Raw genomic sequence first — 26,070 nt, forward strand, 5'->3', positions numbered from 1 at the left:
CTCCATGAAAAATCGAAGTGCCGGTGCTTTATTGGCAGCAATGCATCGCTCCAGAACATCAGGCATCATGGAGTCGATCAGGAAAAGTATGACCTTTTTCATCCGGCTGCCACCCTTCATGTCGTAGTAGTCGTAATAGTCATAGTCGCACTTGATAGTGTTCGATTTTCCATTACCGAGTATACGCCTGAAAAAGAAAAATCCCCTGCTCGCCAAAAGCGACAGGGGAACTTGCTTACGAAGTAAATGCGAGGGTATTGACACCATTTTTCGTTTGCAGTTTTAGTGCAGGGTACTTCTTCAAATACGGAGCAAGTACCACATAATCTTTTTCGCCAATGGACGGATCACCCAGTAGATGCGAAAGTACAGCAGCTCGGATTTGCAGCCCTTGAGGCGTTTGTTTAAAGAGAGGATCCACTGTTGGGAAAGGAATTCCATTGATGACTGTATCGCCTTCTGCGTCACTCAGTTCCCATGTATTGACGTTCAATGAATGGAGAGCTTCTACTACTTGTGCTCCATAATCCTCCACAACCATATCTGGTTGAAGTCCTACGTGATTCACCACTGTATGCTTAGGAGTAAAATATTCATTCAGTGTAAGCTTGAGTGCGTCACCTTCCGACAACGGAATAACTTGTTGGGCACTCCCTTTTCCAAATGTTTTGGTACCCACAAGTTTGGCGATGCCATGATCACGCAGCGCACCTGACAACAGCTCAGATGCAGAAGCTGTTCCGCCGTTTACCAAAATTCGCACAGGAATGCCGATATCCTGTCCATTTCGTACCCACGTCTCTACCTCTACCCCATTGCGATTCGTGGTGTACATGAGCAAGCCTTCTTCCATGAAGAGGCTCGCAATGTCCCGCGCTGTGGACAAGTATCCCCCGCCATTATCCCGCAGGTCTAACACCAATCCGGACAACGGTTTTTGCACACGAGAAAGTTCTGCGAGCTTATCCCTTACCTGGATAGCTCCTTCTGATCCGAATGTTTCAAGACTGATATAGCCAACCGCGCCTTTCGTAAACATCTGTCCTTCCGCTTCCGGCAAGGTCATGAAAGCACGCTTCAGCTTTACCTGATGCTCCCGTTTGTCGGATGGACGATAAACAGTAAGAACGGCTTCGGTCCCTTCGTTGCCCTTCAAATAAGCATACGCTTCTTCAAAAGTCTTTCCGACCAACGAGGTCTCATTGACTTTGATCAATTGATCGCCTCGTTGCAAAGAAGATGCTGCTGCTGGAGAATTCGGAACGATTTCACGGATGATAATATGATCTTTTTGAAGCCGCAGACGAAAGCCAAATCCGACGAATTGATTTTCAACGTCAGATTGGAACAGTCGCAATTCGTCTTGGGTGAAAAATACGCTGTGCGGGTCATTGAGTGTGGAGAGCATTCCATCAATCGCCCACGTGTTCATCGTCAGCGTATCAAACCCGCCTTTCTTCTGCCATTCTGCAAGCCTCAATTCCAACTCGTCCCAAGTATCATCTTCTTCAGAAACGTTGAACTGAAGCTGTTTTTTCTGTTCAGCCTGCTCACTGACCTCCTCTAGAGCCCCTTTTACCAATTGTTTGGCTGCCGGCTTGCTCAAGTGGCTCTCCATGACGTGCAAGAACACTTCTTCTGTTTCTTCGTAAGGATACTCTGCCGCTTGCACAGGAAGAACAGTTGTGAGTAGCAGGACAGTCGCTACTGCCCATTGACTAATTCGCTTCATGGTGCCACCCCTTTTCGAACATCATCAGGTATCGAGAATGCAACATTGCTTGTAAAGTCGTAATTGTCAGTACCCGAATAGGCTACATATTCGTCGCCCTCATAAATTTCTTCATAACGCCACGTATGTTTAACAATTTGGTCGCTGGCCCGATCAATATAATACTTGTTCATGAACAAGGGAACGTCTTTTACTTTTCCTTGTCCGAGCGTAACCTTCTTGGATTTCTCTACCAGCATAGAGCCAGGAATCCACTCCGTAATGACATCGTACTTCCCGTACGATTGCTTGTAGTAACGAGCATGAAGCTCCTTGGCACGATCGACTACCTTGACAGCACCAACCCACTCGTGCAAAAAGTCAACTTTGTCCGTTCTATTCTTGTCCCATGTCTGCCGATCCGTATCATACGAGTATTGCGTGTTTGTTTTCCCGTCTGTATAGGAGAGCAGCTTGTCTGATATTAGTTTTTGCGGAGATTGATAAAAGCCGGATATTCTGCTTATTTGTTTTTCCTTGTTAATATCCTGTGTGTATGAGAACGTCAATCCACTCAACACCGCTTCACCCTTCACTTGGTAGGTGTCGGCATTGTCCAGCTGGCGCAAAGAGTATCCCAAATCAGAAATAATAGCTGGCTGATCTTTTAATGACGCAAACTCTTGACGCAACATTTTGTGCAGCTGATTCATTCTGCTGTCTGACGCTTTCGGTTTCATCGCAGCAAGAATTTCTTCTGCTTCCTGCATACGTCCTTCCTGCAAATAATAATAGGAAGTATTCAACAATGCCTCCGGGCTCCTGTCGGCAAATCGCTGGTAACGTGCCAACGCTAGGTCTACCTGACCACTCCTGATTTCCAGTGCCCCCACATACATGGCGAGCGATTCCCATTCTTTGGAATCTTGCTTCACTTTTTGTTCATAAGCACTAAGGCGGTCGAGCACTTTTTTGTATTGGCTTTGATCCTTGTTCCCTAGCTGTAAAGCAATATCATACACATTCGCACTCAATAGCCCAAGTGTGTCCGGGAGAATGATTTTGTCTTCGAAGTAAGCGTCGATAGCAAGAAAAGCTTCCTCCAAATTGGTTTCAATCGGCGTCTCAGGATTCCAGCTCAATAAATAGTGAACACCGACTTGATTCGGGAAAGAGGAATCCGCCAACTTGCGTAACTGTTCAAAAGTCTCCTCACTATCATTTCTACTGCGAATAGCGGCAGCTGCATCTACATAAATCTGTTCTTCTGTTGTTTTGGGATCTGTATAGGTTGCGAATAACGGCAATACCTCTTCGACGTCTGGGACCATTGGGAACTTTTTCCCATCGTAATCCAACATAGGCATGATTCCATCCTGAAGGAAATAATTCACCATGCGATCTGCTGCGACTGCAGCATCTCCCCGCTTCACCCGATCCGTTTTTTCTCCCTCTAGCCATCCCCAGGAACGCACTTCTTCCCAAGCATTTTTACTATCTGGAGACATCGTGAACATTTGCAATATCTTCGCAGCTTCTTCGTTGCTAATCGGCTGATTCGGCTTCATCATCTCACCAGGAAAAATGTACTGAATCGCATTTGGACCGTACAGTCTATCCAAGATCGTGGAAATGCGCAGCGTTGGTTTGTACATCCACGTTAGGCGATCGACATCTTTATACGGCAAATACGGTTCCTGAAAACCTTCAGCTCTCGCCCACTCCGAATGCTCGGATAAGAAAGTAAGCGGATAGATCTGATACTGCCCACCGTAATAAAGACGATCGATCATGACGAGAAATTCCGCACGTGTCATGTCACGATTTGGGTAAAACTTCGGAACATTTGGACCAGCTTCAAACAAACCGAGCTGCACACCTTGAATGATTGCGTTTTTCGCCCAGTGCTTGTTGATGTCATTGTATGGCAATAAGCCCCCAGCCGCTGATGCGACGCCGGGGGTGAGTAAGCTTAACGTTAATAATCCACAAGAAATCGTCCGGATTAGTTTTTGCACATAAAATCCTCCTACACTTCATCTGGCAGGTAACATAAGGTTGATCCTGCTACGTCTTATACAAACTGGAACGGATCTGTGTGCATGCGCGAAGGAATAACCTCTGTTTCGTAACCATTTGCCTGCAATTGTTCAAGCAAAATGGTCGCCAGCTTTTCCTTCATGATTTTTTCGATATTGTGACCAGCATCTACGATCGACAAGCCTTCTGCTTGTGCATCGTGTGCGGTGTGATAACCAATGTCTCCGGTTAAATAAACATCCGCGCCTTTAAAAATGGCTTTGGAAACAAAAGAGCTACCGTCTCCACCTACTACGGCTACTTTTTTGACTGTCGAATCCAAGTCACCAACTACACGAAGGCCATGGAGGGAAAACCGTTCTTTGACGAGCAAAGCAAACTCACGCAGCGTCAGTGGTGCAGGCAAAGTACCGATTCGTCCAATTCCGTATGTAGTTCCGGACTGCTCCAAAGGAATGATGTCATAGGCGACTTCTTCGTAGGGATGGGCAGCAAGCATTGCTTTGACCACAGCCGATTGCCTAGAGCCGGGAACAATCATCTCGATGCGAACTTCCTCTGCTTTTTCCAGTTGGCCTGTCGAACCGATATGGGGATTCGTTCCTTCCCCTGGTAAAAAGGTTCCAGTGCCTTCTGTCTGAAAAGAACAGTGGCTATAGTTGCCTACATGCCCTGCACCCGCTCCAGCAAGTGCGGAAAATACTGCTTCCTTATGGGTAGCGGGTACGAATACGACGAGCTTTTTCCATGCCTCTCGTGAAAGAACATCCAGTACATCTACGTCAGTGAGTCCAACCGCTTCAGCGAGCCAATCGTTCATTCCCCCATACGCAACATCCAAATTGGTATGGGCAGTGTATACCGCAATGTCGTGCTTGATCAGCTTTTCGAACACACGTCCTGCGGCGAGATCCGTCCGGAGGTTCTTGAGTGGTCGATAAATGACGGCATGGTGAGCCACAATCAGGTCTACTCCCTCTGCAATTGCTTCATCCACCACAGATTCCAGCACGTCTAGTGCGATCATTACTTTTTTTACCTTTTTTTGCAAGGTGCCTACATGAAGGCCAATCTTGTCGCCTTCCATCGCCAGCGATTTTGGCGCCAGACGTTCTACATACTGGATTACTGTTTGTCCGTGCGCAAGCATGCGATCACCTCATCGATCCATTTTACTTCTACTTCGATTTCTTTAATTCGTTCTGCTGCTTCCGGCTTGTCCGAACGCTTTAATTGAACAATGACCTTTTGCCATTTTTCTTGCTCATGTAGCCACTTCTCTTGTAAAACCTCTGATTTTACCTCCCAAAGAAATGGACCAATGCGCAGGAGCTCTTGTTGTGTACGATCTTTGCCCTCATAAGGCAAAGTAGGATTGCCTCGTTCTGCGACGAGAATCTCATAAATCACGCCGTCCTCCTGCAAAATGGACTCGGCGATTAACTGCCAACCATTCTCTATCATCCACAGGCGAACCGCTTCTTCCCCTACGTTTGGTTGCAGAATCAGGCGTTGCACACCTTCCAGTTTGTCTTTTCCTGCTTCCAAAATGGAAACGATCAGTTGTCCGCCCATCCCAGCAATGCAGATCACATCTGCTTCGCCAGGCTGTAATACCGCGAGCCCGTTTCCTTTACGCACCGAAGCGCGATCTTTTACCTGCAATGTATGTATTTGTTTTTGTGCCGCTTGAAAAGGCCCTTCATTCAATTCGCCTGCGATCACGAAAGAAGCAATTCCTTTTACAAGCAAATAAGAAGCCAACAACGCATGATCCGACCCGATGTCGGCGACGCGGGCTCCTTCTGGACAATAGCGGGCAATCGTTTGTAGCCGCTTGGATATTGATACTGATGTCATCTGTATATTCACCTTCCGTTGCCTCTATTCTACCCTATTTGGCAGCAATTGCGAAATGCAAATTCCCTAACAGATGATCAGCAAAGAACGACAAAATCCTCGCTGTTGTACCCAGTAGGGACAAGGCAACTAAGGGGACCCTTGGGTAGTAGTCGGGAAGCTTACAGGTGGCCATTACGTTGGATGTAATGTTCGGAAAAAGAAGCAAAGTTTTTAAATATAACGCTATTTTTTAGTATATTATGTAATTTAACTTAATTTTTACCAAATTGTGAACTTTATTTTAATAAATAAATATTTACAAATTTTTTACAGATATGTATATTAACGCCATGAACATCATGAACTACACAAACTAAATATCTTTAAGGAGGAGAATAGTTTGAAAAAAAGAACCAGCAAGTGGTGGGCAATGGGATTACTCTCTTCGGCGCTAGTGATGAGTGTCTTCACAGGTGTGGGGGCAGCCAGTAATGAGTCAACCAATGAATTCAGTGGATTAGGTACAGCAAGGGTATTAATTCAGTCAGATTCGGATGTGAGAACCGGTTATTTTGCTGGACCTTTGGAAGTGCGCCATGATTTTGGAGAAGATGGCTTTTCCCTCGATGTAAATAGCGATCAACTTAACCAACTGAAAAGCGATCCCAACGTAAAAATTACAGTGTTGAAAAAATTAAAGATCGCTGAGTATATAGAAGAAGATCAGGCAAGTGAGCCAGAGTTCTCTCCATTGGCAGTCGTTCCGTGGGGAATTAAAGCAATCTATAAGAACCAGTCCCTCTCCGCTACGACTGGCGGTTCAGATGTTCGTGTTGCAGTCCTGGATACTGGCGTGTATACGCAGCACCCGGACCTAACCGCTAACTCAGAGCAGTGCAACGATTTCACGCAAGCTTCTTCTCCTGTCGTTACCGGTGCTTGCAATGATGCGCATGGTCATGGAACACACGTCGCTGGAACTGTTCTCGCTGATGGCGGCGGTGGCGCAGGTATTTATGGTGTAGCACCAGATGCAAAGCTATGGGCATATAAAGTATTGGATGACTCAGGCTCCGGCTATGAGGATGACATTGCCTATGCAATTCGTTACGCCGCTGACCAGTCTGCTCAATTAGGCGTAAAAACGATCATCTCTATGTCCCTTGGCTCTAGCAGTAAGAGCACCCTTATGGCAAATGCCATCACTTATGCAAACCAACAAGGTGTATTAGTCGTCGCTGCGGCTGGTAACTCTGGACCGACAGTGAATAGCATTGGCTACCCTGGAGCATTAGTGAATACAGTAGCCGTAGCAGCGTTAGAGAATGTTCAACAAAACGGAACCTACCGTGTGGCTGACTTCTCTTCTCGTGGCAAGAGCGGGCAAGCGGGAGACTACGTGATTCAAGAACGTGATGTGGAAGTATCAGCACCAGGACGCGCTATTCAGTCTACATGGAATAACGGAGGCTATAATTCCATCAGCGGAACCTCCATGGCAACACCACACATTTCTGGTTTGGCTGCAAAAGTCTGGGCTTCCAATCCATCTTGGAGCTATCAAGATGTTCGCGTAGAATTGCAAAAACGTGCGACAGGAAATGACATCAAAGGTGGCTCAAACGCTGCTGTAGGGGACGATATCGCTAGTGGATTTGGATTCCCAACTGTTCAATCTGGCGATCAATAAAAAGTAAAAAACAAAAAAAGAGCCATGGCTGTCAGTTTACGCTGGCAGTCATGCTCTTTCGTTGTCAAACACGGAAAGGCTAGCACCCGATTTCTCTTGCGATGACATTACGTAAAATCTCTGAAGTCCCCTCACCGATCTCTAACAGCCGGGCATCGCGGAAAAATCGTTCCACCTGATACTCCCGCATATAACCATAGCCACCGTGAATCTGAATGGCCTGATGAGTAGCAGACATGGCAATCTCCGAAGCATACAATTTTGCCATTGCTGCTTCTTTCGTAAATTTGCGACCATGATCCTTCAACCAAGCTGCTTTATAGACCATTGTTCTCGCCAGCTCAATTTGCATCGCCATATCCGCCAGCTTGTGCTGAATCGCTTGAAAATGACTCAAGGAATTTCCAAAAGCCGTTCTTTGTTTGGAGTATTGCAGTGCCTTGTCGTAGGCAGCCTGTGCAATTCCTACAGCCATAGCGCCGATCCCGATTCGTCCACCATCAAGGGTAATGAGGAACTGCTTGAAGCCTTCGCCCCTCTTCCCAAGGATGTTTTCCTCTGGCACCCGGACATTTTCAAGAACGAGCTCGGTCGTATTGGAGCTGTGCAAGCCGAGCTTTTCATAGTTCGCCAGCACTTGAAAACCAGGTGCATCAGTCGGAACGATAAAAGCAGTAATACCGCGTGAGCCCTGGTCTTTGTCAGTTACAGCTGTCAGGGCGAGAAACGAAGCATAGGAGGCATTGGTAATGAAGCATTTGGAGCCATTAATCGTCCACTCTCCGTCAGCCAAGACCGCATTCGTCCTCGTACCACCTGCGTCAGACCCTGCATTCGGTTCCGTCAAGCCAAACGCACCAAAGCTTTCGCCAGAACAGATTTTGCTTAAATAGTTCAGCTTCTGCTCTTCCGTTCCAAACAAAGCCAACGGTGCGCCACCTAACGAAATATGAGCCGAATACGTGATTCCTGTAGAGCCGCATGCACGACTAAGCTCTTCTACAACGATCGCAAAACTCGTGGAATCGGCTCCCGCACCCCCATATTTCTCAGAGAAAGGAAGACCCATCAAGTTCAGTTCGCTCATCTGCTTGAATATTTCGACAGGAAATTGTTTGGATTGATCGCGTTCATCTGCTCCTGGTGCCACTACCTCATCAGCAAATTCGCGCATCATTTTTTTCAACATTTGTTGTTCTGAAGTCAAATCGAAGTTCATGATCGCTGCCCCCTTGAAAACGCTTTAGTAAAGATCCATCAAGAAACACACAATTTTGACTGAGCGTTTGTTCAGAATACTCTTACCATTATACACCACGATTTGAAATTCATGTGGTAATTTCACGAAAAAAAACACGCCTATGATCGGCGTGCTCCTAATAAAATTGCTCCCAAAAAAGATACAGAGGCTGCTATGAATCCGAGACTGTATGTATTTACACCCATAAACTTGGCTACTGTTTCTCCACCCAAAAAAATAGCCGCCAGCAAAATACCGATTAATACTTTCCACTTGTTGTTCATCTATTCACCCCGTTTGCTCTCTTCTGAAATTGTAACAGATAAGCAGGGAGAGGAAAACGAGAAGTCACGCAGAGTCCTACAGTCGCAACCACGCATACCAATATCCACGCGTGAAGAAGAACAATGTTGACGCGATGAACACCTTAATGAACAGCAGCAATTGAATCATATCCCGCTTCGCTTCTTGAATATACAGAGCCTGTATCTCAGCACCAAAGAAAAAGGCAAGTCCACATACAGCAAATACTCCCGCCCATTTCGCATTGGCCTTATTCATCAAGAAGCCCATACCTGTGAGCAAGCACGCAAGCGGTACCCAGTACAACTCCGATTTCCACCATGTATAGTCCATCCCTACCCGCTGAACGGTTGTAATGCCATATAAGATGGCCAAACCCAGTAACCCTGCATAGAGCAAATAAGCATAGCCGAAAACAATTGCGCTGATGCACAGTAACATGCAAACGAAGCCTAAATAGAACAGGACAAACGGCATACTACCATCCAGTTTTTGGATACAATAAACGCCCCCTGCGATCAAGATCAGAAAAGACAAAGCCAGGAATAAATGCGTCAATGGCGGGGCTGACCTTCGATAAACGAGTCCCAGAATATAGAAAACAAGAGCGAAACAGGCAAAGATGGTAATTTGCATTGGGGTTTGAAAACGGTTAAAATGAAAAGCAAGTAAGATCAAACCAGCAATGACAAAGGCACCAAGGAGCCATGCCACTACCATTTTCCCCGTCACTGGAGAGACAGTTCTAGGTGAATATGTATTTGTGACAGATGATGTTGAATTGACTTTTCCTGACAGCACACCCGGTGCCGTTCCCATTCGCTCATTCCCGCCTGCGGACGCCGGTGTATTTGGCCGATCCCCTTCTGTATACAGATTTAACAAGAAGATGCAGTAATGTTCAGGCAGTAAATGGTTGCGCCGCCAGTTTTCAATTTCGGCGATAATCGTGCGCTTGCGCTGGTCGTCCAACGCGGCCCCTCCTAACTACGACAAAAAGTGTTTACCTTCATGAATAAGAAAAGCCTACGTCGGCTAACGTAGGCCACATACTTCTTATATCGGTTATTCCAAGAAATCTTTTAAGCGTTTACTTCTACTCGGATGACGCAATTTGCGAAGAGCTTTTGCTTCGATCTGACGAATCCGTTCACGGGTTACGCCAAACACTTTCCCTACCTCTTCTAACGTCCGTGTACGACCGTCATCTAATCCAAAACGCAGACGCAGTACGTTTTCTTCCCGGTCTGTTAATGTATCCAATACATCTTCCAACTGTTCCTTCAAAAGTTCATAGGCAGCTGCATCAGATGGTTCCAATGCATCCTGATCCTCAATGAAATCACCTAAGTGGGAATCGTCTTCTTCCCCAATTGGAGTCTCCAGGGATACTGGCTCTTGAGCAATCTTCATGATTTCCCGAACTTTTTCCGGAGTGAGATCCATTTTTTCAGCGATTTCTTCTGGCATAGGTTCACGACCTAGCTCTTGCAGAAGCTGACGGGAAACGCGGATTAACTTATTGATCGTTTCCACCATATGAACCGGAATCCGGATCGTTCTGGCCTGGTCTGCAATGGCACGGGTAATCGCTTGGCGAATCCACCAGGTCGCATACGTACTGAACTTGTAGCCTTTGCGATAGTCAAACTTTTCCACCGCTTTAATCAGACCCATGTTTCCTTCTTGAATCAAGTCGAGGAATAGCATGCCGCGTCCTACATAACGCTTCGCAATCGATACAACCAATCGCAAGTTCGCCTCAGCCAGACGTCTTTTGGCTTCCTCATCACCTTGTTCAATTCGCTGTGCCAGTTTAATCTCCTCTTCTGCGGAGAGCAGAGGAACTCGACCAATTTCCTTCAGATACATCCGTACAGGGTCATTGATCTTAATTCCAGGTGGAACGGAGAGATCGTCATAGTCGAATTCTTCGTTGTCCTCGTCCTTGATGATCATTTGATCGACTTCATCGTCGTCATCTTCATTCTCATTGTTGTTAATCTCAATGCCTTGATCACCAAGATATTCAAAAAACTCATCCATTTGATCAGAATCCTGCTCGAAACCTGCCAGGCGAGCAGTAATCTCCTTATACGACAGTGCGCCGCGTTTCTTGCCTAATTCGACCAACTGTTCCTTCACTTGTTCGATGGACGTTGCTTCCATGTCGGAAGTAATATTTTGCTTGTTCATCTACTTTCCCTCCTTCCCCGGGAATGATCTGAAGCTACCCTTCTTTTAAAGCATTTTCCAATTCAAGAATCTTCATCCCTGTAACGGCTGCTTGAAGTTCAAGTTGTTTGCGCGCATCCTCGCTGTCCGCTGCGGCCGCTTGGAGGTGTAAGCTCCGCTGCTCATCGCGCAATCGTTCCAACTCGGCACGCTTCGGGTAGTTATTCACTTGTTTGATGTAGTCACCGATCTCTAATTCAGATACGTCGTTGTTGCACTCCATCATGGCCAATCCCGAGGCTAATTGCTTTAACAAATCGTCTTGCACATAATGTATAAACTTTCCAGGGTCTTCCGGGTTTCCCTCTGCATAGTAGGCGTACAGGTAGGCAGCCAGCGCATCGTGTTCATCCACTTGAAAGTGGGCGCTGCATTCTTGTTGGACGCGGGCGGCTATTTCTTCGTTCCGCATCATGTAGTAAAGCAGCATGCGCTCAGCCGTGTGATAAGCGGGTGGCAGTGTTTTCGCGAGCGTAACTTTGCCATTATTTATACTATTATTCCATGCTGGCGTCACTTTATCCCTTTGGCGCTCACTTTTTTGCTGATTATAAGCGCGTTTGGACTCCCATTTGAGATCACCGAGAGTAAGGGAGTATTCTTCTGCCAATTGCCGTTGATACATGTCCCGTTCCACCGGGCTGTTGAGCTCGTTGATGATCTCGACCGCCTTCGCGATTAAGCGAGCTTTGTCCGTCTCATCTTTTATTACGAACTGACTGCGTAAATGTTTCAGACGGAAAGCCGTAATTGGCATCGCCTGTAACAATACCTGCTGGGAAAATGCTTCAGCCCCATGCTGGCGGATGTAATCATCCGGGTCTACTCCTTGTGGAAGTGGAGCAACTCGAACGATCAAACCGGCTTGCTGCAAAACGTGAATCGCTTTGCTCGTTGCTTCTTGTCCTGCAGCATCTCCGTCATAACAAAGTACGACTGATTCTGTATTGCGACGAAGAATTCTGGCCTGCTGCTCCGTCAAGGCTGTTCCCAAAGTGGCAATGCCTTGCATAAAACCCGCCTGCCATGCCGATATGACATCGACATATCCTTCAAACAACAGCGCCTCTTTTCTCTTTCTAATAATGGGGCGCGCACGATGAAGATTAAACAGCGTAGCGCTTTTGTTGAACAAAAGGCTTTCCGGGCTATTCAGATACTTGGGTTGAGACTTTTGGTTGGAATTGGGGTTCGATCCTTGCAGTAAGCGCCCACCAAATCCGATGACGTTACCTTGAGAATCCTGGATCGGAAACATGATACGACCTCGAAAGCGATCAAAGATTTTTCCTGCTTCGCTCCTGGCCAAAAGCCCTGCTTCCACCATCAATTCCTGCGAAAATCCCCGCTTTGTCAACTGCTGCGTCACGAAATCCCAGGAATCCGGGGCGAATCCGATTTGGTATTCGGCGATTGTCGCCTCAGACATTCCGCGCTTCGCGAGATACTTCATCGCTTCTGCGCCATAAGGGGTTTTCGTAAGCACGTAGTGGTAGAGGCGTGAAACGAACGTATGCGCTTCCTGCATCGCATGTTTCATCCGTTTTTCAGGTGATTCCTCTACTTGCTGCGGCTGGGGCACAGCTATCCCGGCACGCTCCGCCAATTTGTGCAGTGCCTCTGGAAAAGTCAATTGCTCCAGTTTCATTAAAAAGGAAAAGATATCCCCACCTGCTCCACAGCCAAAGCAATGAAAAAACTGTCGCTCTGCATTTACGTTGAAGGAAGGGCTCTTTTCAGAGTGAAACGGACATAGACCGAGAAAGGCACGACCGCTTTTTCTCAGTTGAACGTACTCTCCTACAACGTCTACGATGTCGACAGCGGCACGCACTTGATTTACAAATTCATCTGAAGTGGGACCAGTCATGTCTTTCCACCTTTATAAGGAGAATCGCACGTGAGAATATTTAGTTCGTCAAAATTCGTCAATTTCCTTCTTTGCATCAAACTTCTTTTCTTCTTTTCTACTTTTCCACATTTCTAAGTGCAATAAACGCTGAGAAACTCACGTATGATAAGTACCTCGGCTAATTGATTTTCTACAAAAAACGTCAAAATCCTTCTTTCGGCCTATTTCCTTTCATTACGGAGATTGTTTTTTCTAATCATCTCCAAAATGATGTTTGCCGTTTCTTCCACTGCCTTGTTGGATACATCGATCACGGTACATCCGAGGCGCTCAATAATGCGCTTGGAATAAGCCAGTTCTTCGGCAATCCGTTCGAGGTTGGCGTAATTTGCTTGTGCAGTCAATCCCAGTGCCTTCAGACGCTCTGTCCGAATGCCGTTCAGCTGCTCCGGGTTGATGGTAAGTCCAATACACCGTTCTATTGGCAGTTGGAACAATTCTTCTGGCGGCTCTACTTCCGGGACAAGCGGAACATTGGCAACCTTAAGTCGCTTGTTAGCCAAATACATGGAAAGAGGCGTCTTGGAAGTACGCGAAACGCCGATCAAAACAACATCTGCGCGCAACAGGCCGCGTGGGTCCCGACCATCGTCGTATTTGACAGCAAACTCGATGGCGTCTACTTTGCGGAAATACTCTTCATCCAGTCGGCGTACCAAGCCCGGTTTTCCTGTTGGTGGCTCTTCCAACATGCCCTGCAATGTATTCATCAGAGGTCCCATTACATCAAGTGCTGGAATTCCGTGAATAGCAGCTTGTTGTGTAATATACGCATTCAGCTCCGGAATGACCAGAGTGAACACGATCATTGCCCGCGATTCTTTTGCCGAAGCAATAATTTCGTCAATCGATTCCTTGTCTTCTATATACGGATACTTTTGTACATCAAACAAAAAACGATCAAACTGACTAGCTCCTGCGCGAACGACAAGTTCGGCCGTTTCGCCGATGGAGTCTGAGACTACATAGATGAGCTGTCCTTGCTGTTTACCTTGCATCGCTTCTCCTCCTACACTTTCGGTTCGCTACCCAATTCTACAAATGCTTTCGCGATCGTCGTCTTGGTGACGCGCCCCAACAGCTCCATTTGCTTCGGATCTTCCTCGCTCGGCCTGACAACAGGCAGAGAATCGATCTGAAAATCAATCAGCTTTTTGGCGGCTGCGTACAAGGTCTCATCAGGTGCGCATGTAATGATATTCGGCATCCTAGACATGATAATGCTGACCGGTACATCCTCCAGCGTCTTATTGCCTAAAGAAGCCCGCAGGAGGTCTTTTCGTGAGATCACGCCAGCCAAATATCCTTTTTGATTGACGACGAATAACGTGCCAACATCCTCCAAAAAGAGGGTAACGATGGCGTCGTAAGCCGAGGCGGATTCGGAAACCACGATCGGTACCGCCTTGTAGTCATTGACGAGAAGCTTGTGAAGCCGTTCACTTATGACTGAGCTTGCGGGTCTGCCGGCATAAAAATACCCGACCCGAGGTCTGGCTTCTAGATATCCTGACATTGTGAGGATGGATAAATCAGGGCGTAGCGTCGCGCGAGTCAAATTCAGTCGCTCCGCGATATGCTCTCCTGTTATCGGTCCGTCATCCTTCACTATCTGTAAGATGTGCTCTTGTCGTTTGGTAAGCTCGATGACCAATCACCCCGGTTCTGTCTTTACCTCTTCCTAGTATTACTCTATTCGACGGGATATTCCTTCTTTCACGCGGAAAAAAGGTGCCCCCGCCTGATTTTCAGACGAAGGGCACCGGTTTTATTTTGTTTACGCGAATACAACTTTGGAAAAATCTGCGTAGCGATAAAGCACACGAGAAAGCTGCAAGAGAAGTCCCAGACGATTCGCACGAACAGCCTGATCTTCGGCCATAACCATTACCTTATCAAAGAATGCGTTGATCGGCTGGCGCAAGGTTGACAAGGTAGCGAGCACCTTCTCTTGATCCTTCAGACCCTCTACATCCTTTTGAACAGCTTGGAATGCCTGATACAAGGCACGTTCTACATCTTCTGCGAACAGAGCTTCGCTGACTTGGTCTGCTTCCGCTTTTTGTGCCAGATTGTTCACCCGGTTAAACTGCTCCACAATCAGCTTGAATTCCTCTGTTTGTACCGCTCCCATCAATGCTTTAGCTTTTGCCAGCACCTCTGGAACCACTGTCAGGTCGGCAGCAAGAACGGCATCGATGACATCGTAGCGAACGCCATGATCCTGCAAGACGTTTTTCAAACGGAGTGCGAAGAAGTCTACGAGGTCTTTTTTCACGTCTTCTGCCGCTCTCTTGTTTACGCCTTGCGTTACATAGCCTTCCATCGCAGCATTCCACAGATCGGCAAGGGAAATTTGCCAGTCAAGCTCCACCAAAATCGTAACGATCCCCGCTGCCATTCGGCGCAGGCCATACGGGTCCTGTGAGCCAGTAGGCACAATACCGATTGAGAAGCAGCCTACGATCGTGTCCATCTTGTCAGCTAGACTGACGATAGCGCCTTGGGCGGAAGCAGGCATTTTGTCCCCTGCAAAACGCGGGAGGTAATGCTCGAATACGCCACTTGCGACAACGTCGGACTCACCCGCTTTGCGTGCGTAATCTTCACCCATAATCCCTTGCAGTTCAGGGAATTCACCTACCATGTTGGTAACGAGGTCAAATTTTGCGATTTCTGCAATACGGTCTACCTGTTTGGTTTCTTCTGCGCTCACACCCAGCTTGCTTGCAATTTGCGCAGCTGTTTTGCGTACACGGCGAACTTTATCACCGATTGTTCCCAGCTCTTCATGGTAAACGATTGTCTCCAAACGTTTCAGGCAGCTCTCAATGGACAACTTTTGGTCTTCCACGTAGAAGAAACGAGCATCGGACAGGCGTGCGCGAAGGACTTTTTCATTCCCTTTCGCTACGTTTTCCAGAGCGCGGCTGTCTCCGTTACGCACTGTCACAAAATGATTCAGCAATTGGCCCTGAGCGTTTTCAACAGGGAAATAACGCTGGTGCTCACGCATGGAGGTAACCAAAACCTCACGTGGAATGGAAAGGAATTCTTGCTCAAACGTACCATAAAGAGCGGTAGGATATTCTACAAGATGGACTACCTCATCCAGAAGTCCTTCGTCCATTGGAATCGTCCAGCCATTTTCCTTCTCCAAGCGATGAATCTGTTCTACAATCGCTGCTCTGCGCTCGTCGGGATTCACCATGACATACTGCTCAGCCAGCTTGCTCACGTATTCGCTTGGGTGATTCAACGTAACCTCTGTTCCCAAGAAGCGGTGTCCACGAGTAACGCGCCCGCTTTTTACGCCTGCAATCTCCAGATCGATCAATTCATCGCCGAACAAAGCAACCAGCCAACGAATCGGACGAAGGTATTTCAAATCGCGTGCGCCCCAGCGCATGTTTTTCGGGAAGCTCATACCGGTGATTACTTCAGCCAGTTGCGGCAAAAGCTCGGTAGTCGGTTTTCCCGCTTCGGATTTGCGTGCGTGAACATACTCGATTCCGTTTACTTCTTTATAATACAGTTGGTCAGGCTCAACATTGTTGCTTCTTGCAAAGCCGAGTGCTGCCTTGGACCAGTTGCCCGCTTCATCTTGTGCGATTTTGCGTGCAGGGCCTTTCGCTTCATCATTGCGGTCAGGTTGCTTTTCTGCCAATCCATTGATCAACAGGGCAAAACGACGAGGTGTCTCCAATGCCGTAATTTGATCAAACGGCACACGCTCAGCAGTCAGCCACTTTTCTACTTTTTCCTTGAATTGTGCCGCTGCTTGTGCAACAAAACGAGCAGGCATTTCTTCCAAACCAACCTCTACGAGTAGATCGCGCTTACTCATTTGTATCCTCTCCCTTCACCTGATTCACTAGATCCGCAGCGTCTGCATTGCCTTTTTGCAAAAGCGGGAAACCGAGGCGCTCACGCTCTTTATAGTAGGTTTGTGCTACTTCACGAGACAGATTGCGTACACGAGCGATATAGCCCGTACGCTCCGTCACACTGATCGCTCCACGCGCATCAAGCAAGTTGAAGGTGTGAGAGCATTTCAATACGTAGTCATAAGCCGGGTAAACCAGTCGCTCCGCCATCAGTCTTTTTGCTTCTGCCTCATACGTATTGTAGAGAGAGAACAGCATGTCGACATCAGACAGCTCGAATGTGTATTTGGAATGCTCGTATTCTGGTTGCAAGAATACATCTCCGTACGTATACCCGTTGCACCATTCCAGATCGAACACATTTTCTTTCTCCTGAATATAGGAAGCCAAACGCTCCAGTCCGTAAGTCAGCTCGACTGCCACTGGTTTACATTCCAGACCGCCCACTTGCTGGAAGTACGTGAACTGAGTGATCTCCATTCCGTCTAGCCAAACTTCCCAGCCTAAGCCCCATGCTCCGAGGCCAGGGTGCTCCCAGTTGTCCTCTACAAATCGGATATCATGCTCTAGTGGATCGATTCCGAGTTCGCGCAAGCTCTCCAGGTACAGCTCCTGAATATTGTCCGGCGATGGCTTCATGATTACTTGGAACTGGTGATGCTGGTACAAACGGTTCGGGTTTTCCCCATAGCGTCCGTCAGCCGGGCGACGGGAAGGCTCTACATATGCCACATTCCACGGCTCAGGCCCAATGGAACGAAGGAAGGTCATTGGGTTTAGCGTACCTGCCCCTTTTTCAACGTCATATGGCTGGACAATGAGACAGTTTTGCTTTGCCCAAAAGTTTTGCAGCGTCAAAATGATGTCTTGAAATGTCATTTTCATGCTTTATCCTCCTCTAAACTTATTAGAACTTGACTTTAAGTCGAAACTAAAAAAACCTCCCGCCTCTACACTGCCTGAAGCGACAGTGTAGGGACGAGAGGATTCTCGCGGTTCCACCCTACTTGGCGAATGACTTCTTCGCCCACCTTACAATTAAATTGCTCCAGAACGCCCTTCATCAGCATGGTGACCGGGCTCCCACTATCCCCGATTCGCTATTCACAGCCAGTGGCCGACTACTCTTTTCCTTCATGGCAACATTCGGTATACAAGTTTGGTTCTTATCATAACGAAAACAAATTCGTATGTCAATTAGTCCTGATCTGATTGCGTCATTCTTTCCATACGCTCCAGTTGTTCCAGAAATGCTCGACTTTTCAGCCTGATATCCAGATACTCGTCCATGAAACTCCGTAGCACATGCTTGAGCTGGTTACGAGTAGCTGGTTTTACTTCAATGTCACCAAGCCGCTCCAAATCAAATACCTGGAACAGCCGTAACAGCTTCCAGGTAGAGGGTGTAACCGCCATGGCATACGGATCGGAAGGCTGGCAAACTGGGCACAACAGGCCACCCTGTCCCACACTGATTGCATAGGGCTCGCGCTGTTCGCCACAGTTTACACACGCCGTGAGCTGCGGGGAGATCCCCGCTACAATTAGCATTTTGGTCTCAAAAATACGACACAGGATCTCAGCATCTCGTCCTTCATCCAAATAGCGGAACGTATGAAGGAGTAGCTGAAACAAGTAGGGATTCGGCTCCTTTTCCTGCGTCAGTCTATCCAACAGTTCTGCTATGTATGCGGCATAAGCCGTAGCAGTCAGGCTTTGCCGCATATCCCGGAACGAATCCAGCATATCTCCCTGAGAAAGATCGGGCATTCCTGTACCGGGTCCTGCCTTGCATAGATAATAACTATGCGAAAACAACTGGGAGACGGCGGCAAGACGGCTTTTGGTCTTTTTGGCACCACGGGCCATCACGCCTAATTTGCCGTTCTCCCGGGTAAACAATGTCACCACTTTACTGGACTCACCATAGTCCACACTGCGAATGACAATCCCTTCCCACTTTACAAGCATGCCTGCGTGTCACCCAATTCTTCCTGGGCGAGATCAAACGAGGCTTCCTCGCTGGAAACATCCGTTTGATGGTGATCACGGTAGAGAAGGTAAGCATGGATGTCACCGGTTGAAGCGAAAACTCTCCAAGAAAAGTCACGAAGCATGGAGCATCATCCTTTCCTATATCGGGTCTATCCACTTCCTTCTTAGAATCACCTTTGCCCGTTATTCTATGCCTTGGAAAAATTAACACATCGCGCTGGGAATATTATTGCTCGTCGTAGAAACCGAAGTTACGCAGCATCCGCTCTTGGTTGCGCCAATCCTTTTTCACTTTGATCCAGAGCTCCAAAAATACTTGGTCCCCCATCAAGCGCTCGATATCCTTGCGCGCACGTTGACCGATTTCTTTGAGCATCTGACCTTTTTGCCCGATCAAAATACCGCGCTGGGAATCCCGCTCTACGTAAATGGCTGCGTAAATGTAAAGCGTTTTACCATTTTCGCCTCGCTTCATTTCTTCAATCACGACAGCGATGGAGTGAGGTACCTCTTCTCTCGTCAAATGCAGAACTTTTTCTCGAATCAATTCGGCTGCTACAAAGCGTTCCGGATGGTCTGTCACCTGATCTGCAGGGTAATACATCGGGCCTTCTTCCATTTCACCCAAAATAGCCTGCTGCAATGAACCTGTATTGTTACCTTCCAATGCAGAGATTGGAACAATTTGCTTGAAATCATACAATTTGCGGTAATCGTCGATAATTGGCAACAATGCTTCTGGGTGCACCTTGTCAATTTTGTTGATGACCAAAAATACTGGCGTTTTGACCTGCTTCAACCGTTCGATGATGTAGTCGTCCCCGGCTCCGCGTTTTTCTGTTGCATCGACAACAAACAAAACGAGGTCAACTTCGTTTAATGTATTTTCGGCAACCGAAACCATGTAGTTTCCGAGCTTGGATTGAGGCTTGTGAATCCCTGGTGTATCCAAGAAAATAATTTGACCCTCTTCTGTCGTATGCACCGCCGTAATTTTGTTGCGTGTCGTTTGCGGCTTATTCGACATGATGGCGATTTTATGTCCCACAATATGATTCAACAGTGTTGATTTCCCAACATTTGGCCGTCCCACAATGGAGACAAAGCCAGATTTAAACGATTGCTTGGTCTTGCGATTATCCACGTAAATCCTCCTTGGTGAATGCGCCTGGAAGCAGGGCAGATACTGTCGTTTCCCAAATGTCGCCTTTGAGATTCGTCAAAAATACAGGCATGTCCGGCGGGCACAGCTCCGCTATGACTTGTCGGCAAGCCCCACATGGTGATACAGCTTGCGGTGTATCGGCAGCGACGGCTAACGCTTTGTAAGTCCGATCGCCTTCTGAGTACGCTTTAAAAAGAGCCGTACGCTCAGCACAGTTGCACAGCGAGTACGCTGCATTTTCAATATTGCCTCCCAAATAAACCTTGCCACTCTCAGCTAAAAGAGCTGCTCCTACCTGAAACTTGGAGTACGGTACATAAGCGAGCTCTCTGGCTTCGATTGCTTGTGCTAATAATGATTGTTTATCCATTCTCATCATTCCTCATATGATTGATCTTTAACATCATTCCACAACAGAATGTGTCCAATGAGACACGAAGAAACCAGACTGAAAGGTCAACTACAATGACCCGTCCGGTACCTCATTTTGGCTTATGAAAAAATTTCTTCTTCTCTACTAGTAAAAACTATCCCCATACTTTTTGCAACAGTGGCTGTCCAAATACGAGAACTCCGATGATAAGGGACAGGATCGCGACCACAAGCACAGCTCCTGCTCCCACATCTTTGGCAATCTTCGCCTTGGCGTGCCATTCCGGGGAAGCTAAATCAACGACTGCTTCAATCGCGGTATTTACCAGCTCAAGAGAGAAGACCAGACCGATAGAAAAAAGGACCAGCAAAACATCGCTGCGGGGTATCTGCAGCCACCACGCTGCCGCTAACACCACAATGGCAGCGGCTACGTGGATTTGCATGTTTCGCTGTGTCCGTACGGTATAGGAAATCCCTTGCAGAGCGTAGGTGAAGCTGCGAGTCAATCGTCGCCATTCCTTCAACGTAATCTCCTACCTCGTCAAGCCGATTTCTTCCAGCACCTTTTCTTGACGTGAAAACATTTCCTTCTCTTCTTCTGGCGTCCCATGATCATAGCCCAGAAGGTGAAGAAAACCATGAACCGTGAGAAATCCGAGTTCGCGTTCGAATGAATGGCCATAGTCTTCAGCCTGCTCATGTGCTTTTGGCACCGAGATGATAATATCTCCAAGCATATTCGGAAACTCGTTTGCTTCATCCTCATCAATGAAGATTTCCATTTCCCCTTCACCCGGCTCGTTCATCGCAAAGGACAGAACATCCGTAGGCCGATCAACGCCACGATAGTCGCGATTCAGCTCGTGGATGCGCTCGTTGTTCACCAGCGTGACAACTACTTCTCCTTGTACGTCTTCCAGCTTTGCCGCTGCTTCCAGGCAACGGACAAGCAGGTTTTGCAAATTCTCATCGATCGGTTCGATTTCTTCATGAAGGATTTCTACAGATAACACAGGTAAACGATCTCCTTTTTGTGACGCCATTTATTAATAGCCGTGATCTACTTCTTCCTTGGCATAGGCAGCGATGATTTTTTGTACCAGACTGTGACGAACAACGTCTCCCTCTTGGAAATGAATAAAGGCTACATCGGAAATCGGATTTAAGATGCGCTGTGCTTCGCGCAGTCCGGATTTCTTGCCTTTTGGCAAATCCACCTGGGTTACATCACCCGTAATGACCATTTTGGAACCAAAGCCAAGCCTGGTCAAAAACATTTTCATTTGCTCGGGAGTTGTGTTCTGGGCTTCATCCAAAATGACAAAGGAATCTTCGAGCGTACGACCACGCATGTACGCCAAAGGTGCAACCTCAATGAGTCCACGTTCCATCATTTTGGCGACTTGTTCATTGCCCAGCATGTCGTACAAGGCATCATAGAGCGGACGCAGGTAAGGGTCTACTTTTTCCTGCAAATCTCCTGGCAAAAATCCAAGGCTCTCCCCCGCTTCTACGGCCGGTCTGGTAAGAACGATCCGTTTGACACGCCCATTTTTCAACGCATTTACTGCTGTGACAACAGCCAAATACGTTTTTCCGGTACCAGCTGGTCCAATTCCAAACACAATGTCATGCTTCTTGATCGCAGACAAGTAATGACGCTGTCCCAAAGTCTTTGCCCTGATTACTTTGCCACGTTGGGTACGAGCGACTTCTTCATCATACACATCGAGCAGTTGGGCACCTTCTCCCCGTTCAATCAACGACATCGCATAAGAGATGTCTCGTTCGGACAGGGCAATCCCTCTGCGAATCAACTGTAGCAGAATTTCAATCAACTCTGTCAGTTTGTCCACTTCCGGCTTATCCCCGCTAATAACCAGTTCACCTTCTCGGGTCATGATTTTGGCGGAACTTCTTTGCTCGATCAGTGTTAGGTACGCGTCATGTGGTCCGAACAACAGCAAGGCCTCAGATGCGTCTGAAAACGGGATTCTTACCTCATCTTGTACGTGCAACAGGCTTCCATCTCCTTGCAACGGTAATCAGCAATGCGTCATTTGCTTGCCATCCCTCACTGCCCAACGAAAGGCTGTTCAATGGCAATATCTTCAATGACGGAAAAATGAATGCTTACGTAAACTTTACCATTCTCTGTTGTGACGTGCAAAACTTTTTCGTCCTGAATGAACGCATCTTTTCCAGCTTTTTTCAAGATATCCTCCCTGGCGAATTTTTTAGCCAGTTCCGTCGCTTCCTCCACGCTCATTTCTGTTTGAACGGGTGCTGTTTGCGCGTACGTTACTGTCTTCCAGCCAAGTGGTGAGGTATATCCCGCATACGAGGGCAAAAACCGTTGTTCTGCCATTTCGGCTTGTGCAAAGGACTGTTTTTCAAATGGCCATACGTATATCGCATAAGGGCCTACAAGCAGGTATTGATGCTCCAGCTTTTCTCCTGTCAAACGTTGCATCGTTTGTTTTAGCGGGACCGATGTGTTGCTCATATACCACACTTCCCCTTGCACCTTGCCTCGTGCCGATACGGCTTGTTGACGGGCGTCATTGCCAATGATCCCGGAAATGAGTACTTGGCCTTTTTCCACCAATTGATTGCTCACAACCTGACTGCGACCAACCTCTGGGAGAATTTTATGGACGACAGCCCTCTTTTTTGCTACAAGATGGCGGGGACCTGTTGCAAGTGGCTTTACGGGAGCCTCTTTTTCAACCACTTGAAGCATGACCTTGGTTCCTTGAATCTCGATTCCAACCCAGGACGCTTCAGGCAGCAGACTCAACAGCTCTTTTTGCAAAACCAACGGTTCTTTTAGTTTGACCTTCCATGCCCCTTCTTTAATCCCCACTTGTTCGGCGGCTTGAATCACTCGTCGTGGATCAACCATTTTTGTCCCACTCACTTCAACACTCCAAACAAAAGAGGAGAGCATGTACAATCCGATGAAAAAAAGAGCAGCCCCAATTGCCAATCCAGATCGTCTGCGTAACCGCAGCAGCCAGAAAGGCAGCCCGTCTCTTGCCTCGACGTGACTACGACAGCCTGTCTCTTTTAAAAGCGGCCGTAAACGAAAATAATCACGAATCAAAATATCGCAGCGAGTCACCTCTTCTCCTACCCTGCGAATATTCCAGATTCGAATTCCATCCCGTACGGCCATATTCAGCATCCGCTCAAACCGTTTTCCCCGAACGGTAATGGTTACATGTCCATCCACCCACTCCTTGATTCCATTCCGCATACGTGCCGCCCCCTCCCTCTACCAAAGATTACGAGCTCTGTGGTCCCGTCTCCAAAAATTTCACGCCACCGATTCTGCCTTCTAACAAAACCTCCTCAGGCAAAATCGCTCGGATGACAAGCTGTTCACCTGAAACAATCATTTGACCGTTCGTCAACAGCAAGCGAAGCTCTTTTTCGCTAAAATGCAAGACTCCTCGATGATTCTCTATATACATTTGCAAATGACCGATCATCGTGATGCGCGGGACTTCCAGAACTACATCTTGCGGCAGATCCAACACCCCTCCGGCCAACTGGCGCAGACGGCGGCTCCAACGCTTCATGGATTAGCCCCCCTTCTCGTTCTATATATTGGCGAATATGACGATCTCATCTGTTTGCAGGTGCAAAACCATTCTTATCTATGCGTATGCACGAGCATAAAGAGGCATTCATCAAAAACAGCCACAAAAAAAGAGCCCTCGTCGCTCGCAATTTCGCAAGCAGTTGAGAACTCCGTCTTTGAAATACTTCCAACAAAACCCATCGATTATTTGCTTTCTTTTGTAGTAGAAACAAGCTCTTTTTCTTTTGTAAGCGCCTTCCATTTTTTCATGACTCGTTTTACTTTCTCAGCTGAACAACCGCACGCGATCGCCGTTTCATATATCGATTTGTTTTCGAAGATGGCAAGCCGAATCACTTTTTGACGAAACCGCCCCATTTGTTCAAAAATTTGTTGATTCATCGCTTGACCTCTACCCCTTCTTCTATTGGGAGAATTTTCTTTACATTCAGGATAGTCAACAAGGATACGAGAAACAAGACAAGTTATTCGATATATTTCGACATAAGACGTTGCTTATCAATAAAAAAAACAGGCGAACCGATGTTCACCTGTTTGACTAGCTACTATTATAAAATTTTTCTTTGTCGAACCTGCTGGGCGTACGGTGCTTTTGAGCGCGGCTCTCCAAAAATGAGCGCCCATTTCATCCCATCACGTGGATTACCGTGTTTCGATGTGAGTGTTCCCACTCGTTCCGAATCAGCGACCTTCATCGTTTCCGCTTGCTTCACGGTGATGGTTGGACCCGTTGAAGCACGAGCTGTACTGGAGAATGCCCATTCCTGCTCGACTCCAATCCCTTCCATCGATTCTCGCTGAAGTGGCTCGTATTTGGAGGATGCCCGCACCGTCTCTCTGCCGTAATCCTCTGTTTCCATAGGCATATCCGACGTTGTAGCCGGGGTAAGCGGAGGCATTTTTTTACCTTGAGACATCTTCTTCTTTCCGGCTTTGCCAAGAGCTTTATATCCCAAGTAACCAAGGATGACAAACCAGAACTTGCCGATGAGCGGGATGACCCACTCGACTAAATCCAGTAAATCTACGACGAGATCCATGAGATCTTCCATGGCAATCGCCCTTATTCTTTCTCGTCTGGCAAAGCAGGATCTTGTTTGTCACCTGCATGCCCGAAGGATTGACGCATTTGTGTATCAGCAGCAATGTTTTGCATGTTGTAATAATCCATTACGCCCATTTTGCCACTTTTCAATGCTTCGGACAAAGCAAGTGGTACTTGTGCTTCTGCTTCTACTACTTTTGCCTTCATTTCTTGTACGCGCGCAATCATTTCCTGCTCTTGGGCTACCGCCATGGCACGACGCTCTTCCGCTTTCGCTTGAGCAATACGTTTATCTGCTTCGGCTTGGTCGGTTTGCAATTGTGCCCCGATGTTCTTTCCTACATCCACGTCCGCAATATCAATCGAGAGAATTTCAAAAGCAGTTCCGGCATCCAGACCTTTATTCAATACCGTTTTAGAGATCAGATCCGGATTTTCCAATACGTCCTTATGTCCTTTTGACGAACCAATGGTCGATACGATCCCCTCACCTACGCGAGCGATAATCGTTTCTTCACCAGCACCACCGACCAATCGATCGATGTTGGCACGAACTGTTACTTTTGCACGAGTGCGCAGCTCGATACCGTCCTTTGCCATTGCTGCTACCACAGGTGTTTCAATCACTTTCGGGTTAACGCTCATTTGTACCGCTTCCAATACATCACGACCAGCCAGATCAATTGCTGCTGCTCGTTCGAAGCCAAGTGGAATATCTGCGCGTTGTGCTGCTACGAGCGCATCTACTACACGGTCTACGTTACCGCCTGCGAGATAATGGCTCTCCAATTGATTTGTATCCAGCTGCAAGCCAGCTTTACGCGCTTTAATCAACGGATTTACGATACGAGATGGTACGACGCGACGCAAGCGCATTGCGACGAGGGTAATAATCCCAATATTCACACCGGAAGCCAGTGCAGAAATCCAGAGCATAACTGGTACGAACGAGAAGAAAACTGAAAGTACGACGATGGCTACTGCCACCATAAAAATAAGGGGAATCAAACCGCCTTCAAACAT

The 26,070-nt window shown here is 47.4% G+C and carries 27 protein-coding genes (1 of these 27 cut by a window edge); 1 reads left to right on the forward strand and 26 read right to left on the reverse strand.

The window, feature by feature from the left end:
• The 5 genes from HP399_RS20410 to HP399_RS20430 form a co-directional block, all read right to left on the reverse strand.
• On the reverse strand, positions 1 to 102 hold the 5' end (the start) of the coding sequence (locus HP399_RS20410) for an alkaline phosphatase family protein (RefSeq protein WP_173620716.1). The gene continues 1,383 nt to the left of window position 1, outside the view; the window shows 102 of its 1,485 coding nt (coding positions 1–102); its start codon is at positions 100 to 102; its stop codon lies off the left edge, out of view.
• Positions 103 to 235: 133 nt separating this feature from the next.
• The gene (locus HP399_RS20415; protein WP_173620715.1) at positions 236 to 1,732 is read right to left on the reverse strand and encodes a S41 family peptidase; all 1,497 of its coding nucleotides are present in this window, start codon (positions 1,730 to 1,732) and stop codon (positions 236 to 238) included.
• Complete coding sequence (locus HP399_RS20420) at positions 1,729 to 3,729, reverse strand: S-layer homology domain-containing protein (RefSeq protein WP_173620714.1); 2,001 nt, start codon at positions 3,727 to 3,729, stop codon at positions 1,729 to 1,731. Before HP399_RS20420 ends, HP399_RS20415 begins: the two co-directional genes overlap by 4 nt.
• Before the next feature lie 56 nt (positions 3,730 to 3,785).
• Complete coding sequence (locus HP399_RS20425) at positions 3,786 to 4,901, reverse strand: Nif3-like dinuclear metal center hexameric protein (protein ID WP_173620713.1); 1,116 nt, start codon at positions 4,899 to 4,901, stop codon at positions 3,786 to 3,788.
• Positions 4,877 to 5,611 carry a tRNA (adenine(22)-N(1))-methyltransferase gene (locus tag HP399_RS20430; RefSeq protein ID WP_173620712.1) on the reverse strand — a complete coding sequence of 245 codons (735 nt, stop codon included), beginning with the start codon at positions 5,609 to 5,611 and terminating at the stop codon, positions 4,877 to 4,879. Before HP399_RS20430 ends, HP399_RS20425 begins: the two co-directional genes overlap by 25 nt.
• A gap of 382 nt (positions 5,612 to 5,993) precedes the next feature.
• Between HP399_RS20430 and HP399_RS20435 the strand changes: the two genes are divergently transcribed.
• Positions 5,994 to 7,283, forward strand: a complete 1,290-nt coding sequence (locus tag HP399_RS20435; protein WP_173620711.1) for a S8 family peptidase — start codon at positions 5,994 to 5,996, stop codon at positions 7,281 to 7,283.
• A gap of 79 nt (positions 7,284 to 7,362) precedes the next feature.
• Here the strand turns inward: HP399_RS20435 and HP399_RS20440 are convergent, their stop codons facing one another.
• The 21 genes from HP399_RS20440 to floA all read right to left on the reverse strand — a co-directional run bounded on the left by HP399_RS20440 (position 7,363) and on the right by floA (position 26,070).
• Positions 7,363 to 8,502, reverse strand: coding sequence for an acyl-CoA dehydrogenase (locus HP399_RS20440; protein ID WP_173620710.1), 1,140 nt, complete (start codon positions 8,500 to 8,502; stop codon positions 7,363 to 7,365).
• Between the two features lie 140 nt (positions 8,503 to 8,642).
• Positions 8,643 to 8,807, reverse strand: coding sequence for a hypothetical protein (locus HP399_RS20445; RefSeq protein WP_017247756.1), 165 nt, complete (start codon positions 8,805 to 8,807; stop codon positions 8,643 to 8,645).
• A 76-nt stretch (positions 8,808 to 8,883) separates the two neighbouring features.
• Positions 8,884 to 9,798, reverse strand: a complete 915-nt coding sequence (locus HP399_RS20450) for a hypothetical protein (RefSeq protein ID WP_173620709.1) — start codon at positions 9,796 to 9,798, stop codon at positions 8,884 to 8,886.
• Between the two features lie 93 nt (positions 9,799 to 9,891).
• The gene (rpoD, locus tag HP399_RS20455; protein ID WP_007727582.1) at positions 9,892 to 11,022 is read right to left on the reverse strand and encodes an RNA polymerase sigma factor RpoD; all 1,131 of its coding nucleotides are present in this window, start codon (positions 11,020 to 11,022) and stop codon (positions 9,892 to 9,894) included.
• 34 nt (positions 11,023 to 11,056) lie between these two features.
• On the reverse strand, positions 11,057 to 12,931 hold the full coding sequence (dnaG, locus tag HP399_RS20460) for a DNA primase (RefSeq protein ID WP_173620708.1): 1,875 nt from the start codon (positions 12,929 to 12,931) through the stop codon (positions 11,057 to 11,059).
• Between the two features lie 203 nt (positions 12,932 to 13,134).
• Positions 13,135 to 13,971: a pyruvate, water dikinase regulatory protein gene (locus tag HP399_RS20465; protein WP_173620707.1), complete on the reverse strand. Its 837-nt coding sequence runs from the start codon at positions 13,969 to 13,971 to the stop codon at positions 13,135 to 13,137.
• A gap of 11 nt (positions 13,972 to 13,982) precedes the next feature.
• Entirely contained in the window at positions 13,983 to 14,627 is a 645-nt protein-coding gene (locus tag HP399_RS20470; protein WP_012685777.1) for a transcriptional regulator CcpN, read from the reverse strand.
• 123 nt (positions 14,628 to 14,750) lie between these two features.
• Entirely contained in the window at positions 14,751 to 16,820 is a 2,070-nt protein-coding gene (gene glyS / locus HP399_RS20475) for a glycine--tRNA ligase subunit beta (RefSeq protein WP_173620706.1), read from the reverse strand.
• Positions 16,813 to 17,739 (reverse strand): glycine--tRNA ligase subunit alpha, encoded by a 927-nt coding sequence (gene glyQ / locus HP399_RS20480; protein ID WP_370642748.1) that lies wholly within the window; start codon positions 17,737 to 17,739, stop codon positions 16,813 to 16,815. The genes glyS and glyQ overlap by 8 nt, the downstream gene beginning before the upstream one ends.
• A 318-nt stretch (positions 17,740 to 18,057) precedes the next feature.
• Positions 18,058 to 18,831, reverse strand: coding sequence for a DNA repair protein RecO (gene recO / locus HP399_RS20485; protein WP_173620704.1), 774 nt, complete (start codon positions 18,829 to 18,831; stop codon positions 18,058 to 18,060).
• Positions 18,822 to 18,977, reverse strand: a complete 156-nt coding sequence (locus tag HP399_RS20490; protein ID WP_007727602.1) for a YqzL family protein — start codon at positions 18,975 to 18,977, stop codon at positions 18,822 to 18,824. The genes recO and HP399_RS20490 overlap by 10 nt, the downstream gene beginning before the upstream one ends.
• A 104-nt stretch (positions 18,978 to 19,081) precedes the next feature.
• On the reverse strand, positions 19,082 to 19,999 hold the full coding sequence (gene era, locus HP399_RS20495) for a GTPase Era (RefSeq protein WP_047072508.1): 918 nt from the start codon (positions 19,997 to 19,999) through the stop codon (positions 19,082 to 19,084).
• A complete protein-coding gene (locus HP399_RS20500) occupies positions 19,992 to 20,390 on the reverse strand; it encodes a cytidine deaminase (protein WP_007727606.1) in 399 nt (132 codons plus the stop codon). The genes era and HP399_RS20500 overlap by 8 nt, the downstream gene beginning before the upstream one ends.
• Before the next feature lie 157 nt (positions 20,391 to 20,547).
• The gene (locus tag HP399_RS20505) at positions 20,548 to 20,919 is read right to left on the reverse strand and encodes a diacylglycerol kinase family protein (protein ID WP_173620703.1); all 372 of its coding nucleotides are present in this window, start codon (positions 20,917 to 20,919) and stop codon (positions 20,548 to 20,550) included.
• Between the two features lie 9 nt (positions 20,920 to 20,928).
• Positions 20,929 to 21,408, reverse strand: coding sequence for an rRNA maturation RNase YbeY (gene ybeY / locus HP399_RS20510; RefSeq protein ID WP_173620702.1), 480 nt, complete (start codon positions 21,406 to 21,408; stop codon positions 20,929 to 20,931).
• Positions 21,409 to 21,441: 33 nt separating this feature from the next.
• Entirely contained in the window at positions 21,442 to 22,413 is a 972-nt protein-coding gene (locus HP399_RS20515; RefSeq protein WP_173620701.1) for a PhoH family protein, read from the reverse strand.
• 56 nt (positions 22,414 to 22,469) lie between these two features.
• Positions 22,470 to 23,654: a sporulation protein YqfD gene (gene yqfD, locus HP399_RS20520; RefSeq protein WP_173620700.1), complete on the reverse strand. Its 1,185-nt coding sequence runs from the start codon at positions 23,652 to 23,654 to the stop codon at positions 22,470 to 22,472.
• 28 nt (positions 23,655 to 23,682) lie between these two features.
• Positions 23,683 to 23,979 (reverse strand): sporulation protein YqfC, encoded by a 297-nt coding sequence (yqfC, locus tag HP399_RS20525; protein ID WP_007727617.1) that lies wholly within the window; start codon positions 23,977 to 23,979, stop codon positions 23,683 to 23,685.
• A gap of 206 nt (positions 23,980 to 24,185) precedes the next feature.
• Entirely contained in the window at positions 24,186 to 24,383 is a 198-nt protein-coding gene (locus tag HP399_RS20530) for a sigma-70 family RNA polymerase sigma factor (RefSeq protein ID WP_173620699.1), read from the reverse strand.
• Between the two features lie 167 nt (positions 24,384 to 24,550).
• Positions 24,551 to 25,054 (reverse strand): hypothetical protein, encoded by a 504-nt coding sequence (locus HP399_RS20535; RefSeq protein ID WP_173620698.1) that lies wholly within the window; start codon positions 25,052 to 25,054, stop codon positions 24,551 to 24,553.
• An 11-nt stretch (positions 25,055 to 25,065) separates the two neighbouring features.
• A complete protein-coding gene (gene floA, locus HP399_RS20540) occupies positions 25,066 to 26,070 on the reverse strand; it encodes a flotillin-like protein FloA (protein ID WP_012685765.1) in 1,005 nt (334 codons plus the stop codon).

This window comes from Brevibacillus sp. DP1.3A (assembly GCF_013284245.2).
Taxonomy (GTDB): domain Bacteria; phylum Bacillota; class Bacilli; order Brevibacillales; family Brevibacillaceae; genus Brevibacillus.

Coding starts and splice junctions, on each gene's coding strand:
- yqfD (WP_173620700.1), bottom strand. CDS start 23,654: ATGCGGAATGGAATCAAGGAGTGGGTGGATGGACATGTAACCATTACC.
- HP399_RS20440 (WP_173620710.1), bottom strand. CDS start 8,502: ATGAACTTCGATTTGACTTCAGAACAACAAATGTTGAAAAAAATGATG.
- HP399_RS20535 (WP_173620698.1), bottom strand. CDS start 25,054: ATGGAAGATCTCATGGATCTCGTCGTAGATTTACTGGATTTAGTCGAG.
- floA (WP_012685765.1), bottom strand. CDS start 26,070: ATGTTTGAAGGCGGTTTGATTCCCCTTATTTTTATGGTGGCAGTAGCC.
- HP399_RS20445 (WP_017247756.1), bottom strand. CDS start 8,807: ATGAACAACAAGTGGAAAGTATTAATCGGTATTTTGCTGGCGGCTATT.
- recO (WP_173620704.1), bottom strand. CDS start 18,831: ATGCTTGTAAAGTGGGAAGGGATTGTCATTCGCAGTGTGGACTATGGT.
- HP399_RS20465 (WP_173620707.1), bottom strand. CDS start 13,971: ATGCAAGGTAAACAGCAAGGACAGCTCATCTATGTAGTCTCAGACTCC.
- yqfC (WP_007727617.1), bottom strand. CDS start 23,979: ATGAAGCGTTGGAGCCGCCGTCTGCGCCAGTTGGCCGGAGGGGTGTTG.
- glyS (WP_173620706.1), bottom strand. CDS start 16,820: ATGAGTAAGCGCGATCTACTCGTAGAGGTTGGTTTGGAAGAAATGCCT.
- HP399_RS20425 (WP_173620713.1), bottom strand. CDS start 4,901: ATGCTTGCGCACGGACAAACAGTAATCCAGTATGTAGAACGTCTGGCG.
- dnaG (WP_173620708.1), bottom strand. CDS start 12,931: ATGACTGGTCCCACTTCAGATGAATTTGTAAATCAAGTGCGTGCCGCT.
- HP399_RS20415 (WP_173620715.1), bottom strand. CDS start 1,732: ATGAAGCGAATTAGTCAATGGGCAGTAGCGACTGTCCTGCTACTCACA.
- HP399_RS20500 (WP_007727606.1), bottom strand. CDS start 20,390: ATGGATAAACAATCATTATTAGCACAAGCAATCGAAGCCAGAGAGCTC.
- HP399_RS20430 (WP_173620712.1), bottom strand. CDS start 5,611: ATGACATCAGTATCAATATCCAAGCGGCTACAAACGATTGCCCGCTAT.
- HP399_RS20490 (WP_007727602.1), bottom strand. CDS start 18,977: ATGCTTCGTGACTTTTCTTGGAGAGTTTTCGCTTCAACCGGTGACATC.
- rpoD (WP_007727582.1), bottom strand. CDS start 11,022: ATGAACAAGCAAAATATTACTTCCGACATGGAAGCAACGTCCATCGAA.
- glyQ (WP_370642748.1), bottom strand. CDS start 17,739: ATGACATTTCAAGACATCATTTTGACGCTGCAAAACTTTTGGGCAAAG.
- HP399_RS20530 (WP_173620699.1), bottom strand. CDS start 24,383: ATGAATCAACAAATTTTTGAACAAATGGGGCGGTTTCGTCAAAAAGTG.